This is a genomic window from Streptomyces sp. NPDC002669 (genome assembly GCF_042889165.1).
In the GTDB taxonomy this organism is placed as follows: domain Bacteria; phylum Actinomycetota; class Actinomycetes; order Streptomycetales; family Streptomycetaceae; genus Streptomyces.
This window is the reverse complement of the sequence record NZ_JBIAQQ010000036.1, coordinates 1-18,052: the sequence shown is the minus strand read 5'-3', so window position 1 is coordinate 18,052 and position 18,052 is coordinate 1. Positions and strand designations below refer to the sequence as shown.

Annotated in this window: 16 protein-coding genes; 12 read left to right on the top strand and 4 right to left on the bottom strand. The window is 72.2% G+C overall.

All coding sequences use genetic code 11. From position 1 onward, the window contains the following. Positions 1-549: 549 nt before the first annotated feature. Positions 550-3,609, top strand: coding sequence for a BTAD domain-containing putative transcriptional regulator (locus ACFYW1_RS34755; RefSeq protein WP_389002599.1), 3,060 nt, complete (start codon positions 550-552; stop codon positions 3,607-3,609). A gap of 155 nt (positions 3,610-3,764) precedes the next feature. Here the strand turns inward: ACFYW1_RS34755 and ACFYW1_RS34750 are convergent, their stop codons facing one another. From ACFYW1_RS34750 to ACFYW1_RS34740, 3 genes are all read right to left on the bottom strand, one after another. Continuing rightward, entirely contained in the window at positions 3,765-4,187 is a 423-nt protein-coding gene (locus tag ACFYW1_RS34750) for a hypothetical protein (protein WP_389002596.1), read from the bottom strand. Positions 4,188-4,487: 300 nt separating this feature from the next. Next, complete coding sequence (locus tag ACFYW1_RS34745; protein ID WP_389002593.1) at positions 4,488-5,402, bottom strand: hypothetical protein; 915 nt, start codon at positions 5,400-5,402, stop codon at positions 4,488-4,490. 68 nt (positions 5,403-5,470) lie between these two features. After that, positions 5,471-5,707, bottom strand: a complete 237-nt coding sequence (locus tag ACFYW1_RS34740) for a 4-oxalocrotonate tautomerase family protein (RefSeq protein WP_389002590.1) — start codon at positions 5,705-5,707, stop codon at positions 5,471-5,473. A 252-nt stretch (positions 5,708-5,959) separates the two neighbouring features. Here ACFYW1_RS34740 and epsC point away from each other — a divergent pair, with 252 nt between their 5' ends. The 10 genes from epsC (at position 5,960) to ACFYW1_RS34690 (ending at position 16,748) form a co-directional block, all read left to right on the top strand. Further along, positions 5,960-6,688, top strand: a complete 729-nt coding sequence (gene epsC / locus ACFYW1_RS34735; RefSeq protein ID WP_389002587.1) for a serine O-acetyltransferase EpsC — start codon at positions 5,960-5,962, stop codon at positions 6,686-6,688. Between the two features lie 43 nt (positions 6,689-6,731). After that, positions 6,732-7,715, top strand: a complete 984-nt coding sequence (locus tag ACFYW1_RS34730) for a PLP-dependent cysteine synthase family protein (RefSeq protein WP_389002584.1) — start codon at positions 6,732-6,734, stop codon at positions 7,713-7,715. A 2-nt stretch (positions 7,716-7,717) separates the two neighbouring features. Next, positions 7,718-8,266: a cupin domain-containing protein gene (locus tag ACFYW1_RS34725; RefSeq protein WP_389002581.1), complete on the top strand. Its 549-nt coding sequence runs from the start codon at positions 7,718-7,720 to the stop codon at positions 8,264-8,266. Between the two features lie 50 nt (positions 8,267-8,316). Continuing rightward, a complete protein-coding gene (locus ACFYW1_RS34720; protein ID WP_389002578.1) occupies positions 8,317-9,267 on the top strand; it encodes a DMT family transporter in 951 nt (316 codons plus the stop codon). Between the two features lie 364 nt (positions 9,268-9,631). Continuing rightward, a complete protein-coding gene (locus ACFYW1_RS34715) occupies positions 9,632-10,459 on the top strand; it encodes a cupin domain-containing protein (RefSeq protein WP_389002575.1) in 828 nt (275 codons plus the stop codon). Between the two features lie 8 nt (positions 10,460-10,467). Next, complete coding sequence (asnB, locus tag ACFYW1_RS34710) at positions 10,468-12,327, top strand: asparagine synthase (glutamine-hydrolyzing) (protein ID WP_389002572.1); 1,860 nt, start codon at positions 10,468-10,470, stop codon at positions 12,325-12,327. After that, positions 12,324-13,424, top strand: a complete 1,101-nt coding sequence (locus ACFYW1_RS34705) for a PrpF domain-containing protein (protein WP_389002569.1) — start codon at positions 12,324-12,326, stop codon at positions 13,422-13,424. The genes asnB and ACFYW1_RS34705 overlap by 4 nt, the downstream gene beginning before the upstream one ends. Beyond that, positions 13,403-14,653 carry an acyl-CoA dehydrogenase family protein gene (locus tag ACFYW1_RS34700; protein ID WP_389002565.1) on the top strand — a complete coding sequence of 417 codons (1,251 nt, stop codon included), beginning with the start codon at positions 13,403-13,405 and terminating at the stop codon, positions 14,651-14,653. Before ACFYW1_RS34705 ends, ACFYW1_RS34700 begins: the two co-directional genes overlap by 22 nt. Continuing rightward, positions 14,641-16,128, top strand: coding sequence for a dihydroorotase family protein (locus ACFYW1_RS34695; RefSeq protein ID WP_389002562.1), 1,488 nt, complete (start codon positions 14,641-14,643; stop codon positions 16,126-16,128). The genes ACFYW1_RS34700 and ACFYW1_RS34695 overlap by 13 nt, the downstream gene beginning before the upstream one ends. After that, the gene (locus ACFYW1_RS34690; protein WP_389002559.1) at positions 16,125-16,748 is read left to right on the top strand and encodes a flavin reductase family protein; all 624 of its coding nucleotides are present in this window, start codon (positions 16,125-16,127) and stop codon (positions 16,746-16,748) included. The genes ACFYW1_RS34695 and ACFYW1_RS34690 overlap by 4 nt, the downstream gene beginning before the upstream one ends. A gap of 172 nt (positions 16,749-16,920) precedes the next feature. Here ACFYW1_RS34690 and ACFYW1_RS34685 read toward each other — a convergent pair whose 3' ends face one another. Beyond that, positions 16,921-17,076 (bottom strand): hypothetical protein, encoded by a 156-nt coding sequence (locus tag ACFYW1_RS34685; protein ID WP_389002556.1) that lies wholly within the window; start codon positions 17,074-17,076, stop codon positions 16,921-16,923. Positions 17,077-17,154: 78 nt separating this feature from the next. Here ACFYW1_RS34685 and ACFYW1_RS34680 point away from each other — a divergent pair, with 78 nt between their 5' ends. Next, entirely contained in the window at positions 17,155-17,925 is a 771-nt protein-coding gene (locus ACFYW1_RS34680) for a hypothetical protein (protein ID WP_389002553.1), read from the top strand. Positions 17,926-18,052 lie beyond the last annotated feature (127 nt).

Here is an 18,052-nt window from a genome sequence, read left to right as displayed (position 1 = left end):
ATCAACCGCCCGGCAACCCCGGTTCGGATGCCCTCTCGGGGCACCTGGGTGGGGGTGACGCCTGCGCACCCCCTGCGCGTGTGGCGGTGTGCGGTGCCATCACGCCGAACCCGTGGAACCCGCCGGGCCAGGAGAAGGGGTCCATGAAGCGCACGGCGGCCGGCGGTGAGGGCCCGGCCGGAGCCGTGCCCGGATCGGTGCCACCCGGTTCGATCGGTCCCGCCGGGACGCCGTCCACAACACTGGCTCCGGGCCTCCGCCACCGGCACGTGCCGTGGTTCGTCGCATCGCCCCGTCCCCGTGAAGGGGTGACCGGCCGTGCGCGAGGAGCTCGTCGTCCGGACGCCCGGTCAATCGACAACGGCAAATGTTGACGGCAAGTCAATTCTGCGGAAAAACACTCACTTGAGGCCATGAAACGGAAGGCCGTCTTGCCGCCCGGCTCGACACCCTGGTGTGATGACCCATTCGGACCGGCAGGACTGGGAGCATCGGCATTCGTGGGGTGGCGGCAGGGCCGCTCCAGGGCCCGCTGGAGGGAAACGTTTCATGAGCGAGAACACAGGGGAACTGAGAGTACGGTTCCGGATTCTGGGCTCGTTCGAATGCTGGGACGGGTCGGAGCGCGTTCGGGTGGGTGGCCCCGTGCACGAGAAGGTGCTGGTCACGCTCCTGCTGGAACCCCAGCGCGTGCTTCCCGTCTTCCGTCTGGTGGAAGCCGTCTGGGACGAGAACGCGCCCGCCACCGCCGCCCATCAGGTACGCAAGGCGGTTGCGGAGTTGCGTCAGCGCATTCCCGACGGGCGCAATCTGATCGTCACCGAGGGGCCGGGTTACCGGGCGCTCACCACACCCGACCAGGTGGACCTCAGCAGGTTCACGCAGGGGCTGAAACAGGCCAGGGAAGCCACTGCCGCCGGACAGAACGCACTTGCCGCCACGGCGTTGCGCGAAGCGCTGGAGTTATGGCGGGGGCCGCTGCTGTCGGGCAGTGGCGGCTCGGTGCTCGCCGCCGCCTCCGCGGCCCTGGAGGAACGACGCCTGACGGCCGTCGAGCAACTCTTCGACCTGCGGCTCGATTCAGGAGAGAACGGCGAACTGGTCGGCGAGTTGAGAGAGTTCATCGACGCGCACCCGTTGCGCGAGACCCTGCGCGGCCAGCTGATGCTCGCCCTCTTCCGATCCGGCCGCCAGGCGGAAGCCCTGGAAGAGTTCGCCAAGGTCCGCGAGTTCCTGATCGACGAACTCGGCATCGGTCCCGGCGACTCGCTCACCGAACTCCACAACGCCATCCTGCGCAACAGCCCCGAGCTCGCCGCCCCGCCGCAGACCACCGTCGCCCCGTTCACCCCGGAGGGCAAGCCCTCCACCCTCCCCTACGACCTGCGCGACTTCACCGGCCGTGAGGAGGAGGTCCGCGAACTGCTCGGGTTCGTCGCGGAAGCCCCCGGCACGGGCCCCCTGATCATCGCCATCGACGGCATGGGCGGCAGCGGCAAGACATCACTCGCCGTACGGGCCGCCCATCAGCTCGCCGACAGCTATCCGGACGCGCAGCTCCACATCGATCTGCGCGGGTTCACACCCAGCGGGCAGCCGCTCAGCGCGGGCGCCGCCGCCGAGGCCCTGCTGCGGGCGCTCGGCGTTCCGGGCGACCGCATCCCGGACGACGCGGAGGGCCGCATCGCCCTGTGGCGGCGCACCATGAGCACCCATCGCATGATCCTGCTGCTCGACAACGCCCTGGACGAGTCGCAGGTGAGGCCGCTCCTCACCTCCCCCACCGAAACCCTCGTCCTCGTCACCAGCCGCGCCCTCCTCGTGGACCTCGACGCCGCGCACACCGTCTCGCTCGGCGTCATGCCGCCCGGCGACAGTGTCGCCCTCGTCGAGGGGGTCCTCGGCCGTACCCGCGCCCGCGCCGAGCCGGAGGCCGTCGCGCAACTGGCGGAGCTCTGCGGTCATCTTCCGCTCGCCCTGCGCATCGCGGCCGCCCGGCTGCGCAAGCGCCCCCGCTGGACCGTCCGCTACCTCGTCGACAGGCTCCGCGACGACGCCCACCGGCTGGCCGAGCTCAACTCGGGCGAGCGCAGCGTCGAAGTGACGTTGCGGCTCTCGTACGAGGGTCTGGCGGCCGAGACCCGGGAGGCGTTCAGGATGCTGGGCCAGCATCCGGGGACCGAGATCGACGTGTACGCGGCCGGCGCCCTGCTCGACAAGAGCGCGCGGGACGCGGAGGGGGTCCTTGAGTACCTCCTGGACATGCACCTGCTCCAGCAGCACGAGACCGGTCGTTACGCCTTCCACGACCTGGTCCGCAGCTTCGCCCAGAACCTCTCGCGCGGCAGTGCGCGCCCCGATGCCGAACCCGGCGGTGCGAATGCGGGCGCGGGCACGGGGGACGAGGAGGCCGCGCGCGCCGTGCGCCGGCTCCTGGACTTCGCGCTGGCCGCGACGGACGCCGCCTGCGACATGCTCTTTCCCGGACGTGCCCGGATAAACCGCCCCGAGCCCCGGTCGGCTGCCGAACTCCCTCCGCTCAGCACTCCGGACCAGGCCCGGGACTGGCTGGAGCGGGAGCAGGACTCGCTGATGGCCGCCGTCTCGTTGGCGTACCGCTGGGAACTGGACAGCCATGTGGGGCTGCTCGCCGCCAATGTCGTCTTTCCCCTCGACCTGCGTGGCCGGCTGGAGGAGTTCCGGGAGCTGAGCCGCACCGCGATCACCGCCGCCCGTCGGCTGGGCGATCCGGCCCTGTTGCGGCTGAGCCTGTCCAACCTCTCCGTGGCCTGCTGGAAGCTCGGGCGCTTCGAGGAGGGGATCGAGGTGGCCGAGGAGGCGTTCGAGCTGGCCGTCGGTCTCGCCGACCGGCGCGGCGAGGCCAAGGACACCGGCGTCCTGGGCCTCCTGCTCAGCGCGCTGGGGCGGTACCACGAAGCGCTTCCCCGGCTCCAGCAGTCCATCTCGATCAAGCGGGAGCTCGGGGCGGAGCGGGCCGAGGCCGAGTCCCTGACCAACCTGAGCAACCTGTACGCCGAGTGGGGGCGTTTCCCGGAGGCGGTGGAGGCGGCCACCCGTGCCATCACGCTCTCCCGGGGCATCGGTTCCGTAGACAAGGAGGTCGAGGGGCTCACGGAGCTGGCGATCGCCAAACTCGGCGCGGGCGAGGTCGATGTGGCCGCCGATCTGCTGGGCCGGGCCCGCAAGCTGGCCGTGGACGTCATGTCGCCCGCCGACATGTCCTTGCTGCTCGCCCTGTCCGCCGAGGCCGCCGACCGGCTCGGCGAGAGCAGGCCGGCCACCGAATGGGCGGAGTCGGCGCTGCAGTTGGGGGATCTGAGCGGCGCACCGATGCGCGAGGCCGCCGTCGGCAACATCGTCGGCCGGCTGCACACCCGCAACGGCCGCTACTCCCTCGCCCTCGACCTCCACCAGCACGCCCATGACGCGGCCTCCGGCATCGGCTACCGGGTGGAGGAGGCACACGCGCTGGCCGGTATGGCGCACGCCCTGGAACACCTCGGCGACCACGGTTCGGCCCGGGTCCACCGGGAGGCGGCGAACAAGGCGTTCGAGGCCATGGGGATTCCCGCGGCCCGAACGGCCTGACGGGGTTCCCTGGCCGGGCCGCGGCCGAGGACCACTGCCGCGCGGCCGGTTCCCGGCATCCGCATCCTCGAACGCGGGAAAGGCCGGTGCCGCGCTCTCCTCGGCGGAGAGCGGGGCACCGGCCTTCCAGCAGGGGGCCTGTGCGGCGACGGGGATCAGGCGGCGAAGTTGGGGCCCTCACCACTGGGCGCGGGACCGACGTTCGGGCCCTCGCCATCGAGCGCGAGAACCACGTTCGGACCCTCACCATCGGATGCGGGGCCGACGTTCGGACCCTCACCATCGGACATGGGACCGACGTTCGGACCCTCACCGTCGAGCGCGAGAACCACCGGCGTGGTGTTCGGGCCCTCGCCACTGTTGGGGCCTTCCCCGCTGTTGGGGCCCTCGCCGGTGTTCGGGCCCTCGCCCGTGTCCGTGCCGGCGGCCTCGGAGCCGGTGCTCTTCAGGACCAGGTGCGCGGTGGCCGTGGAATCGAGCTCGGCGCCACCCGTGAGGTTCGCCGTGGCGGCAGCGCCGCCGACCGTGAGAACGGCCGCCGTGAGGATTCCCGCCATCGTGAGCACCGAGTTCCGCATCTGAATCCCGCCTTCTGGAGTGGTCCTGCCTGGGCTTTCCTGCTGACAGGAATGACTTTGTCGTGCCCCGCTCCCGGGTTGTTCCGCTTCGGTTACCGGCTCTCCCGGGCGACCGGGAACACAGCGGGAAACCCTGGGAAGCGCTGGGAATCCCGCACCGCCGGACGCGGGAAGGACCGCGCCGGGGAGAGTGGGATCCGGTGCGGGCGCCCACGCAGAACGCCCGGCCGGGAAACCCCGGTCGGGCGTTTGCGTGGACCCCTCGTGGACCCCCGGGGACTCATGAGGGAGGAGACCGGATCAGACCTGGCTGTCGAGGACGGCCGCCGTCCGGGTGGCCAGTTCGGCAGGGGTGAGGGCGGTGAGCAGGACGTGGCCGTCCCGCACCTCCCGTACATCCGCGAGTGCTGTGATCCGGTCCGGTGCCCCGGACGGGTCGGGCAGCGGGACGGCGGCGGCGCAGCCGACCATCGCCGGCGCCTCCGGGGGGCTGCCCGACAGGGCGCGCACGAGTTCCCGCTCCGGCACGAGTCCCGTGGTCAGTTCGATCAGCCGGGAGGTGGGCCAGCTCGCCTGCCGCGGGAGCGACTCGATGACGCGCGGTCCCTCGTCGGTGCGGGCGATGCGGGTGAAGGCGTAGCCGAACTCGTACCCGGCCAGGTCCAGGAGGCCCGTGGCCAGGGCCCGGATCTCCGCTTCCTCCTGCCTGGTGATGGGCGCGGGGAAGGTGTGGAGGGGGGCGCCCTCGCGCACCGTGCCGGTGGGGCCGTCCCCGGTGCCCGGTCCGGGCCCGGAATTGGTGCGGGGAGCTCCCCTGCCCGTGAAGCGCAGTTCGACGATGCCGGTGACCCGGTGCATCCCCTCCGCCGTCAGCGTCTCCACGCCGTACTCGATGTCGTACGGCGGGGGCCCGTCCTCCGGCCCGGTGGGCAGGGTCAGCGCCTCCCATTGGGGGCCGCTGCGCGTCATCAGGCCCCTGATCTGCGACGCGTCGGCGAGCAGCCGGGCCGCGGCCGCCGGGTTCGGGGACACGCCGAGGCGTTCGGCCGTCTCCAGCACGGCGGGCAGGGTACTCGCTTCTCCGCAGGCGATCAGCATGCCCACCCGGTGGGTGCGGATGGTCTCCGCCAGGTGGTCGCGCAGCTGGTCGTCCGTGAAACCGGCCGGATCGGCGACCGTGACGACCTGGAATCCGGCCTCCGTCGCCGCGGTCACCAGCCGGGGCGTCGGACAGACGAGGAGAAGGGAGCGCGGATCTGAGGAACTGGATCCGGCGGGGGCCGTCATGGCTGCTGTCCCCCGGTGTCCTGCGGTGCGGGCAGAGCGGTGGCGTCGGGGGGTGTGTCGGCGAGCAGGCCGCCCTTCCCCCAGTGGCCGGGGTCCACATCCCGCACGATGACGGTGACGGCCTCCTCGGGGCACCCCGCTATCCGGGACACGCAGGCGGTCAGCTCACCGACCAGTTCCTGGCGTCGGGCACGGTCGTTGCCTTTCCACCAGTCAACGGAAATCACAGGCACGGGAAGCTCCTCTGTTCGCAATGGGACATCTCGACAAGGTGCAGCCGGCCGATGGGCCGGCGTGCGGCCGATCGGGTGGTGCACAGGCAAGTGTGGGAGCGGTCGTTCCCGTATGTTTCCCGCCGCGTTCCCTCCTGGTTCCGTCGGGGGCGGCGGCGGTCCCGACGAGCGGGAACGGGCCGGGACTGCGGCGGGAAGCCGGCCCGGCACGCTCTTTTCCAGTCAAAGGCCCGCCCCGCCACTGGAGCCACGATGAGCCTGCTCAGTCCGACGAAACCGGAGCCGAATCAGCCCTCCGGCCCCGCGTCCGCCCCCGCCCCCGCCACGGGCTCCGGGGCGGCGGGCGCCGCCGCCCCCGCCTCCGCCACCCCCGCCTCCGCGTCCCTCCGCCTCCTCTCCGCCCTCCGTGAGGACCTCGATGTCGTCGTGGCCCGGGACCCGTCCGTGCGGAGCAAGAAGGAAGCCGTCCTCCATCCCGCGCTCACCGCGCTGTGGGCGCACCGGATCGCTCACCGTCTGCACGGCCGCGGCCTGCGGATACCGGCCCGGCTGCTGGCCCGGTGGGCACGCCGGGTGACGGCGGTGGAGATCCACCCCGGCGCGGTCCTGGGCCGTCGGGTCTTCATCGACCACGGCGCCGGTGTGGTGATCGGTGAGACCGCCGTCGTCGGCGACGACGTGACCATGTACCACCAGGTCACCCTCGGCGCGGTCGGCTGGTGGAGCGACAACAAGCGGCCCGAGGGCGACCGCCGTCACCCCGTTGTCGGCAGTGGTGTCGTCCTCGGCGCCAACGCCACCGTCCTCGGTCCGGTGACCGTCGGTGACCGTGCGGTCATCGGTGCGCAGGCCCTCGTCAACAAGGACGTCCCCCGCGGTGCCCGGGTGCTCGCGCCCACCGCCGTCATCAAGGAGCCCGGCCGCCGGCCGGAGCTGATGGAGGACGTCTTCACCGTCATCGCCTCCGCGGGTTCCTGGTGACCCGTCCGAACTCCGTGCCGACCGACTCCCCCGATTGCGAGAGATGAGAACCGTGTCGACCACCGCACAGGCCCCCTCGGCCCACATCGCCCCCGCCCGCCCGGCCGTCGCCTCGCGCATCGAGGACCTCGTCGGCTCCACCCCGTTGCTGGAACTGCGTCTGCGCGACCTGGCGCCCGGTGCGCGGGTGCTGGCGAAGCTGGAGTCCGCCAACCCGATGTCGTCCAGCAAGGACCGGGCCGCCCTCTACATGCTGCGTGCCGCCGAGGAGCGCGGCGCGCTGCGGCCCGGTGGCACCGTCATCGAGGCCACCTCCGGGAACACCGGGATCTCGCTGGCCGCGTTCGCCGCCTCGCGCGGTTACCGCTGCGTCATCGTGCTCCCGGACAACGCCACGGCCGAACGGGTCAAGCTGCTGCGCGCCTTCGGTGCCGAGATCGTCCAGACACCGAGCGCGCTGGGTTACCCGGGAGCGATCGCCGAGGCGGAGCGGCTGCACGCGGCCACGCCGGGCTCCTGGTTCCCCTGCCAGCACGAGAACCAGGACAACGTCCTGGCGCACTACGAGACCACGGGCCCCGAGATCCATTCCGCGGTGGCGGCCACCGGCCGCCGCATCTCGGCCTTCGTCTGCGGGGTCGGCACCGGGGGCACCCTCACCGGTGTCGCCCGCCACCTCAAGGAGCAGGACCCGGACGTGCGGGTGATAGCCGTCGAGCCGGAGAAGTCGCCGGTGCTGTCCCGGGGGTACGCGGGTCAGCACCGCATCCCGGGCCTCAACGGCGGTTTCGTCGCCGACACCACCGATGTCTCGCTCATCGACGAGGTGCTGACGATCTCCGACGAGGACGCCCTGCTCACCGCCCGCCGACTGGCCACCAGCCAGGGGCTGTTCACCGGTGTCTCCTCCGGTGCCGCCGCCCGTGCCAGCGAGATCGTCGCCCGCAGGGCCGAGTTCACCGACGGTGTGATCGTGACGCTGCTGCCCGACACAGGTGAGCGCTACCTGAGCATGTGGGAGGGCTGACCATGAGTCACGCGATGTTCCGGGCGTACGCGGACGCGGTGAAGGCGGAGATCGGAACCGCCACGACGACGCGTTTCATCGCTCTCGCGGAGACCACCGACGGGCGGTTCGGGCTCTTCCACCACTCCATGCTGCCGGGTGCCGGCGGCGCCGCCCCGCACTACCACTCACGGATCTCCGAGTCCTTCTACGTGCTGACGGGCGAGGTGCGCCTGCACGACGGCACCGGCTGGCGCACCGCCAGGGCGGGTGACTTCCTGCACGTGCCGGAGAACGCCGTGCACGGTTTCCGCAACGAGAGCGACGCTCTCGCCGAGATGCTGATCATCTTCACTCCGGCCGAGCACCGCGAGGGGTACTTCGAGGGTCTGGCCGCTCTTCTCGCCGACGGCAACCGCCCGTCCCGCGAGGAGATGGTCGCCCTGATGGAGAAGTACGACCAGTTCGAGGTCGACGCCCCCGACACGGACCACGACCACCCGCACGCGCACGAGAACGGGCCCGCGCACCACCACGGCCCGGACGACACGCACCCGCACCACCACCACTGACCGACGGGGCGCCATCCGCCCCGCCCCGTCTCCCCTAGGAGAAACACAGCATGAACCTCGTCAACTGGGGCCGTTTCGGCCTGCTGGCCGCCCTGTGGGGCTGCAGCTTCGCCTTCATCAAGATGTCCCTGGAGGCATTCGCGCCCCTCCAGCTCGCCTCGGGCCGGCTGATCGTCGGCGCCCTGGTCGTCCTGGGCATCCTCGCCCTGAAGCGGCTCGCCTTCCCCTCCCGGAAGCTCTGGGGGCACATCGCCGTCGCCTCCGTCTTCGGCAACGTCGTCCCCTTCACCCTCTTCGCCATCGGTGAGCAGCACACCACCGCGACCACGGCCGGGGTGATCCAGGGCGCGACCCCTCTCATCACGCTGGGCGTCGCCGCGCTCGCGCTCTCCGAGGAGAAGCCTACGGGCCGCAAGGTGGCCGGTCTGGTCGGTGGGTTCATCGGGCTGATCGTGGTCGTCGGGCCGTGGAACACCGATGGTTTCGGCACGATCGGCGGGCAGCTCGCCTGCGTCGGCGCGGCGGCGAGCTATGCCGTCAGCTTCGTCTACATCCGCCGCTTCATCGGTCCCCACAAGCTGCCGGCGCTCTCCGTGACCGCCGCCCAGCTGAGCATGGCAGCCGTCATCACCGTGGTGGTCACCACGCTCATGACCGGCTGGACGCTGCACGGCGACCTCACCCTCAAGCCCCTGCTCGCCCTGCTGGTCCTCGGCGCCGCCTCCACCGGTATCGCGTTCGCCCTGCTCAACCGGCTGATCGCGGACGCCGGTCCGACCACGGCGTCCGGTGTGAACTATCTGGTGCCGGTGTTCTCCGTCGTCGTCGGGGTGCTGGCCCTGGGCGAACCGCTGACCTGGAACGTGCCGGTGGGCGGTGTCGTCGTGATCGCCGCGCTCGCCGTCGCGGAGGGGCGTGTCTCCGCCCTGTCCCAGCGGGCGAAGACGGCGCCGCCGGCGCCGGTCGCGCCCGCCCGCGTACCGGAGGAGTCCTGCCCGTAACGAACCGCGGCACAACGCGGCACGACACGACACGGCTTGACACAACACAACACAACGCAGCGCGATGCAGCACAACGCACTGAGCCGGGGCCGGCGCGGACACCCTTCCAGGGGGCCCGCGCCGGCCCCGTTCCGTTGCGCCTTTTCCATCAATTCCCTTTCCAAACAGTGGAGTTGAGTTCCCGATGAAGGCCCTGCCGGTACGGGACGGTTCCCGGTCATCTCCTTCGCCGCGGTAGCGAAGCGGGAGTACGGCGGGACCGGCCTGGGCGAAGTTGGGTTCACAGGACGAGGACGGGGCCGCCCCTCCCACTCCTTCCCCGCCCTCCTCTCGTCTCCTCCTCACCTCCAAGGAGCCCTTCGCATGACGCGCACATCCGCCCCGGCAACCCTCGCCGCGTCCCCCCTCGGGGACGCCCGGATCGTCACGGCCGCCGAGTTCGCCTTCGCCCCGCTGCCCGGCCGGCGCACCACACTGGCCACCCCGGTGAGCCCCGCCGCGGGCGCCACGCACGTCACCCTGCACGTCGTGCGCATCGCGGCGGGCGAGTCCTTCAGCCCGGACGGGAGCGTCGGGGAGGAGAACACCGCGGTCGTCTTCGACGGCCGCGGCACCGCGACGGTCGGCTCCCGCAGCCACCGGGTCGAACGGTCCCACGCCGTGTACGCACCCACCGGGCAGGTCCTGGACCTCACGGCCGACACCGAGGGGCTGACCGTCTACATCTGGCGCACACCGCTCGCGGCGGGCCGCAGGCCCGGCACGGACCCCGAGCCCTTCTCCACCCTCTGGGACGAGACCACCCAGCTGCGCGGCTTCGGCGGCACCGGCCAGATCGCCCCCGACGGCGACCGCGCCACCATGAACTTCGTCTTCTGGCCCGGCAACGGCAGCAGCCAGCTCTGCCTGCACTGCGGCATCCAGCAGCCGGGCCAGACCTTCAACGTGCATCTGCACCCCGACAGCGACGAGGCGTTCATCGCCTTCGAGGGCATCGGCCAGATGTACCTGCGCGACCGCTGGATCGATGTAGCCGCCGGAGACGTCCTGTACGCGGCGCCCGGCGTCCTGCACGGAGCACGCAACCCGCACACCGGTCCCGACGCCCGTCGCTTCGTGACCTGCGGCGGTCCCAGCCCGTACGACCCGGCGCTCTACTCCGCCGCCGGTCTCTCCTCCGACGTCAGGTGATCTGAGCCATGTGCCGTATCCACGGATCCTTCCACGCCCGCACCACCGCCCAGGAAATGCGCCACGTCGCCGCCCTCCAGCACCACGGCGGGCCCGACGCCCAGTCCTTCGCCCAGCACTCGGGGTGGGCCCTCGGCAACAACCGGTTGTCGATCATGGACCCCGAGGGCGGTGCCCAGCCCTACCGCCTCGGTGACATCACCGTCGTCTTCAACGGCGAGCTCTACAACCACGACCGGTTGCGCACCGAACTCATCAGGCAGGGCTTCCACTTCGAGGACCGGTGCGACGGATCGATCCTGCCGGCGCTGTACCTCACGTACGGCGAGCGGTTCGCCGAGCAGCTCGACGGCATGTTCTCCGTCGCCGTCATGGACCTGCGGCGCGCCCCGCGCCTCGTGATCGCCACCGACGCCTCCGGGATGAAGCCGCTCTACTACCACTGGGAGGAGCGCAGCGGCCGCTTCCACTTCGCCTCGGAGCTGCCCGCCCTCCTCGGCTTCACCGACGTACGCCCCTACGAGGACGAACTGGGCCTGCACACCTACCTGTCGGCGAAGACCCCCTTCGGCCAGCGGACCATGTTCCAGGGCATCGACGTCCTGCCGCCGGCCGCCACCGCGGTCGTGACCCGGGAGGAGGGCCTCCGTCTCAGCACCCGGCGGATGGGGTACGAGTCCGCCCCGCCGGTCGCCGAGGAGCGCAGCCTCGCCCGGGCGGGCGAGGAACTGCGCGAGCTGCTGGCCCGCGAGGTGTCCCGGCTGCTCGTCGCCGACGCGCCGGTCGCCGCCATCACCTCCGGCGGCCTCGACTCCAGCCTGGTCACGGCGCTCGCCGCGCGCTCCCTGCACGACCGCGGCGCGTCCGGGGCGCTGCACACCTTCAACATCGCCTACACCGGCGACTGGCCCGGGGACGAGCGCGCGTTCGCCGCGGAGGTCTCCCGGCACACCGGCACGGTGCACCACCAGGTGGAGATCGACCCGGCCACCTTCCCGGACCTGATGGGCGACGTCGTACGGCACCTCGGCCAGCCCAACGCCGATCCGATCACCCTCAGCACCTTCTCGCTCTTCCGGGCGGTCCGCGACGCGGGGTTCAAGGTCGCCCTGACCGGGGACGCCGCCGACGAACTCTTCGGCGGATACGCCCGCATGACGCAGGCGCTCGCCGCGCCCGAGGGGGCGGACTGGGCCGGTGCCTACCTGGACCACCTGGCCGCCGTCCCCCGTGCGCTGCGCGACGATCTGTACACCGCCGAGTACGCCGACCTGGTCCTCTCCCCCGGCATGTCGCCCATGCCGCCGGGCCTCACCGACATGCTCGCGTACGGCACGGGCAGCCGGCTCCAGCGCATCTGCCGGATCGAGCAGCGCTACCGGCTTCCCGCGTACCACCTGCGCCGGGTCGACCACCTGTCGATGGCCAGCTCGGTGGAGGCCCGGCTCCCGTTCTGCCAGCCGAGCGTGGTGCGCTACGCGGCGACACTGCCCGACCAGCACCGCACCGTTCCCGGGGTCGGCGTCAAGCGCGCGCTGTACCGCGCCGCCGAGGGGCTGCTGCCCGACAGCGTGCTGAACCGGCCCAAGCAGCCGTTCACCCTGCCGATCACGGCGATGCTGGCCCCCGGCCAGCGGCTGTGGGCGATGGCCCGCGACGTCCTGTCCCCGCAGGCGCTGCGTTCCGACGGGCGGTTGCGGTACGAGGCCGTCGACGCCCTCTTCGCCGAGCAGGCCGCCCGGCCGTCCGACAGCTCGTCCCTGGCGCTGTGGGCCCTGATGTCGCACCAGATGTGGCGCAGCGAGTTCTTCGGCAGGACCGCCGGAACGGCTCCGCGCACGCGTGAACTGGCGGTGGCCACCGGATGAGCGTCTCCCTCGCCCGAGCGCACGGCGCGCCCTGTCCCACGGCCGTCCTGGACGGCCGCGACTTCCCCGAATCCGAACCCCAACTGCTGGGCGCGCTGGCCGACCTGCGGGCCGAGCTGTCCGGACAGGGCGCCGGTGACGTGCTCAAGAACGCCATCGTGCGCCCGTCCCGCCACCCGCTGTTCGACCTCGACTACCGGTTCGTGCAGTCCCTTCCGCAGAGTCACGACAGCTTCGACCTGCGCGGTTCCTGCGGTCACTCGATCCTGGCCGCCGTCGAGGCGGCCGCCCGTACCGGCATGATCCAGCCGTTGGTACCGGGCTGCCGGGTCCGGGTCAATGTGCTCAACAACGGTGACAACGTGGTCTGCGAGACCGAGGAGACCTCCGACGGCGGCACCCGGTTCACCGCCCATTTCCTGTGCTCTCCGCCGCTGAGGCTGCCGGAGCTCCTGATGACGGGCGAGCCGGTGACCCGGGTGCCCTTCGAGGGCCGGGAGGTGCCCGTCTCGCTGGTGTCGATGGGCAATCCGTACGCCTTCGTGGACGCCTCGCACCTCGGAGCGGACACGCCCGGGCGGCTCTTCGCGGACGATCCCCGGCTGTTCGACGTCATGACCCGACTGCGGATCGCGGTCTGCGAATCGCTGGGCTGGGACACCTTCGGGGCCTTCCCGAAGATCGCGGCCCTGCTGCCGCAGGAGGGCGGGGGGCTGTTCGTACGGGCCGTCTCCGTACCGTCCTGGCATCCCACCGTCGCGCTCACCGGCGCGATCTGTCTGGGCGCCGCCGCCGGCATCGCGGGCACCGTGCCCTGGTCCCTGTCGGGGCGGGAGGCGCAGGATCCCGACGCGCTCCTGCCGGTACGCACCCCCGGCGGCTGCGTACGGGTGGCCGCCCATTCGACGCAGGGCTCCGACGGGGAACGCAGGCTCGCCTGGGTGTCCGTCGCCGAGAAGCAGGTCGAGTACCGGGGGCTGCTGCCGCGTCCCCGGCCCGCGACCCCGCAGAACGGTTTCACCACCTCCCGCCCCTCCGTACTCCCCCCGTCCGACCGCGTATCCGAGGAGACCCCGTGGGTTCCGTTGACAGCCTGACCGCCGTGCGCGGGAGTACATCCGCGCGGGTGCCGACCGACACGCGCTCCGTCGCCCCGTTCGCCGCGGCCGACGCCCGTTGGGCCGGTCTCTCCGACACCGCACGGGCCGCCTCCGCGGTCCCCTCGCCCGAGGTGCTGAGCCGTCTGGCCGCCTGTGCCGAGGCGGCCGACCGCAGCGGGGAGCCGGACAGCGAGGCCGTCGCCGTGCTCCGCGGGAGCGGACTGCTCGCGCTCGTCGTCCCCAAGTCCCACGGCGGGGCCGGGGCCGACGCGGTGGCACTCAACACCTGTGTCGAGCAGGTCGCCTCGGTGAACGCGTCCGCCGCGATCATGCTCTTCCAGCACTGCGCCGTCACCAGCCGGATCGTCGAGAACGGCACCCCCGCCCAGCACCGCGAGCTGCTGCCCAGACTGGCCGGTGGCCAGTGGCTGGCCGCCTCCGCGTGGTCGGAGAGCGGGGCCGGTGCGGACAAGAAGAACCTCGCGACCCAGGCCCGCCGCACCTCCGACGGGGGGTGGGTCCTGGACGGGGCGAAGTCCTTCACCACCAGTGCGGGGCTCGCGGACGTATACCTCGTCCTGGCGCAGTCGCGGGACGATTCCCCCGCGCCGGCCGCCGCGTCGCGGGACACCGGATACGGGGCCGCCGGGCAGACCTTCTTCCTGGTGCCCGGGAGCCATCCGGGGCTGCTGCCCGACACGTCGATGCGGCTGTCCGGGATGCGCGGCTCCGCCACCGGTTTCGTGTCCGTGCGGGAGTGCCACGTCCCGGACTCCGCGCGGCTCGGCGCGCCGGGCGTCGCCGCCTCCATCATCGCCCGGGTCCGCGACAGCGGCGCCTCGCTCGGCGCGGTCGCCGTGGGCATCGCCCAGGCCGCGCTCGACGCGGCGCACCGGCACGCCGAACGTCGCGGGCTCTACGCCCACCAGGCGGTCCGTCACCGCCTGGTGGACCTGGCCACCGAGGTCGAGACCGCCCGCGCGGTGGTGGAACGGGCGGGCCGGCGCACCTCGGCCGATCCGGGGCTGACCACGCTCCACTCCAAGCTGTCCGCCTCCGCGGCGGCCGAGCGGGTGGTGGCGGACGTCGCCCGGTTCCTCGGCTCGGCCGGATACGTCGAGACGCACCCGATCAACCGGTTCGGGCGCGACGCCCGGGCCGTCGCCCTGATGGGACCGACCAACGACCTCTGCAAGGAACTGGTGAGTCTGCCGTGGAACCGTTGAAAACCTCCCCCTCCTCCTCCATGTCCCCGTCCTCCTCCCAGGGGTCCGCCGCAGAGGCCGACCTGGTGGTGGAGGGAGGCCGCCTCGTCACCCCCGAAGGCGTCTTCGAGGGCGGTGTCGTCGTCCGCGGCGGCCGGATCGCGGCCCTCGTCGCCCCCGGCGATCCGCTCCCCGCCGGGCCGCGCCTGGACGCCCGGGGCCGGTACGTCCTGCCGGGCCTCATCGATTCCCACGTGCACTTCCGCACTCCCGGTCTGGAGCACAAGGAGACCTGGGAGAGCGGCAGCCGGGCGGCCCTCTCCGGCGGGGTCACGACCGTCATGGATATGCCCAACACCCGTCCGCCGTCGCTCGACGCGGCATCGCTCCGGGCGAAGGCCGCCCTGATAGCGGGCCGCTCCTACGTGGACCACCGGTTCCACATAGGAGCGGACCCCGACCACCCCGAGGTGCTCGCCGGCCTGGACCCGGCCGTCGCGACCTCCGCGAAGGCGTTCATGGCCGGGCACCACACCGCGCCCGTGGTCTTCCGCGAGGCGCACCAGCTGGAGGCGGCCTTCGCCGCGGCCGCGCGCGGTGGCGTCCGTCTCGTGCTGCACGCCGAGGACCAGCACGTCTTCGACCTGCTCGACTCCCGCAGCGGCGACCCCGATTCGTACAGCGCCTACGAACCCCACCGGCCGCGTTCCGGGGCGATCGTCGCGGTCGCCAAGGTGGTCCATCTGGTGCGCACCCACGGCACCAAGGTGCACATACTCCATGTGTCGTCGGCCGAGGAGACCGACCTGCTGGTCGCCGCGGCGGCCGAGGGACTGCCGATCAGTTTCGAGGTCACCGGGCACCACCTGTCGTTCACCGACCACGACACGGCCCGGCGCGGCCCCCGCACCCGGCTCTCCCCGGCGATCCGTGCCCCGCGCGACCGCGAGCGGCTCTGGCGGGCGGTGCTCGACGGTGAGGCATCCACCATCGGCAGCGACCACGCCCCGCACACCGTCGAGGAGAAGAACCGTCCCCCGGCCGAGGCTCCCCCCGGGCTGCCCGGGGTCCAGGAACTCGCCGTCTCCGTGTGGACGGGCCTGCTCGCACGGGGCGTCGAGCCCGACGCCGCGGCATCCCATCTCGCACGGTTGATGGGCACGGGGCCGGCCGACCTGTTCGAGCTGGCCGGCAAGGGCCGGCTGACGGTGGGCGCGGACGCCGATCTCGCGCTCCTGGACCCGGCCGCGCGGTGGCAGCTCTCCGCGGGGCACGTGCAGTCGCTGTGCGGCTGGTCGGCCTACGAGGGCTGGATGTTCACCGGCCGGTTCACCACGGTGGTGCGGGGTGGTCGGGTGGCCTGGGACCTGACCCGCGGAACCGTGGGCGAGCCCCTCGGCCGGTGGCTTCCGGGGCCGGCCCTTCCGGCCGCGGATCTCCCCGGGGCCTCGTCCCCGGCCATGCCGTCCCGGGAACTGGAAGGGGCTGTCCGATGAGCGCCACGACCCTGCTGGCCCAGTCCGTTCCGGACACGGCGACGGCCGTCGCCCCGGAACTCGGGGTGCCGGACGCCGCCGCGACCCCGGAGCCGGGCGCACCGCACATGGTGATGTCCGGCGACATACCGGCCGACGAGTTCCGTGCCGCGATGGCGTCGCTCGCCGCCCCCGTCACGGTGGTGACGTGCTACGACAGGACGGGGAGTCCCCGGGGGCTGACGGCGAGCGCGGTGTCCTCGCTGTCGCTGGCCCCCCCGCTGATCCTGGTCTGCCTGGACCGGGGCTCGCGCACCCATGACGTGCTCGTCACGGCGGACGCCTTCACCCTCCATCTGCTCGGTCCGGAGAACGAGGACCTGGCGAGGAAGTTCGCGGGCCCCACCGAGAAGCGGTTCGAGAACGTCCGGCTGACCTCCGGCCCGACCTCGCGCCACGCACCCCAACTGGCCGACAGCGCACTGCGGTTGACCTGCGCGCGGCACGACGCGATCGAGGCGGGGGACCACACGATCCTGGTGGGCCGGGTGGCCGCGTCCGACTGCCGGGGCCGCCCGGCGGGGGGCCTGGTATGGCACCACAGGGGCTTCGCCCACGCGAGGCCGGTGCCGGGGCGCTGACCGGTCACGACCGGTCCGGCCGGCCGTCACCGGCCGGCGAGTGCCGAACCATCCAGCGGCGGGGCCGTTCCCGGTGGCACACACCGGGACGCCCCCCGCTCGTTCATTTCGTTTATCCGTTCCGCCCGTTCCGTCCGTTCGGGCGGGCCGGCGGACCATCGCATGGCCGGTCTCACCGACGGCAGATGAGGTCGTGGGAGAGCAGCCGGTCGTCGGCGAAGTACACGCTGACGGTGTCGTTGACGCAGGTGTGGCCGCAGCGCGGATGGACGGCGTGGATGCGGCCGGTGCGGCGGCCGTCCGCACCGGCCGCCCCTCTGCGGCGCACTTCACGCCCACGGTTATTGTGCGTGGAACGGGTGTTCTGCGTTGCGGGCGGCGGGCACGGACGCGAGGGAGAAGGCCATTGGACATCAATGTCCATGAGTTGATGTCGTTGCCGGCCGGGCAGCGTTACCGGCTGCTTGCCGACCGGTTGAACGCCTGTCGGCTGTGGGCGTACGAAGACCTTTTCCCCTCGGTTTTCGCCGATGCCGTCGACCTCGTCTACGCCCGGCAAGAGCAGCACCTCAACGCCCGGCGGTTCGTCGAGCACACGTTCATCAACCTGATAACCAGGCCCGGCGACCTGGTGGAGCTGTGCCGACGGATCCCTGCCGAGGATCTGCGTCTGGCGGTGGTCGAGGCCTACGTCCGCCATCCTCTGGTCGCGCACGACGTGCTGGCCGCCATGGGCGCCTCGGGTGAGCTGTACCGGGAGCTTCCGCCCGGAGGCTGGACCGAGGTGCCGATGCACCTGTATGCGTCCGCCAGACTCGATGCCGAGCCGGGTCGCCGCTTCGAACTCCATGAGCTGTTGCCTTTCGGTACGGTCCACGACCGGTCGTCCGCCCGGTCGGTCCTTCGCTCGGCTCTGGAGGCCGACCAGCTCACCGACCAGGCCCGGGCGGCTGTGCTGAGTCCCGGCGGCGTCGAAATACCTGCGCCCGCTTTCCACGAGGGCCAACGGGCGCAGGTGGTGCTCAACGACCGTAACCGCACACCCCGCCGCGGTGCCGTCCGGGACAAGGTCTGGCACCACAGGGACCAGCAGTGGTACTTCTTCCTTCGCGACGACTCCGGGCGCAAGATCAGTAAGCGGTACTCCGCCGCGGACCTGCAGGCCCGCTGCTTCTGACAACCGGCCCACGGCACTTGGTGCCCCCTGCGCGGACCGGGGTGTGTTCAGTCGGTGGTGGGTGGCGGGAGGGGGTAGTGGTGGGGGTCGACGGGGCCGGGGAGGTGGGTGGCGGGGCGGGCCGGGG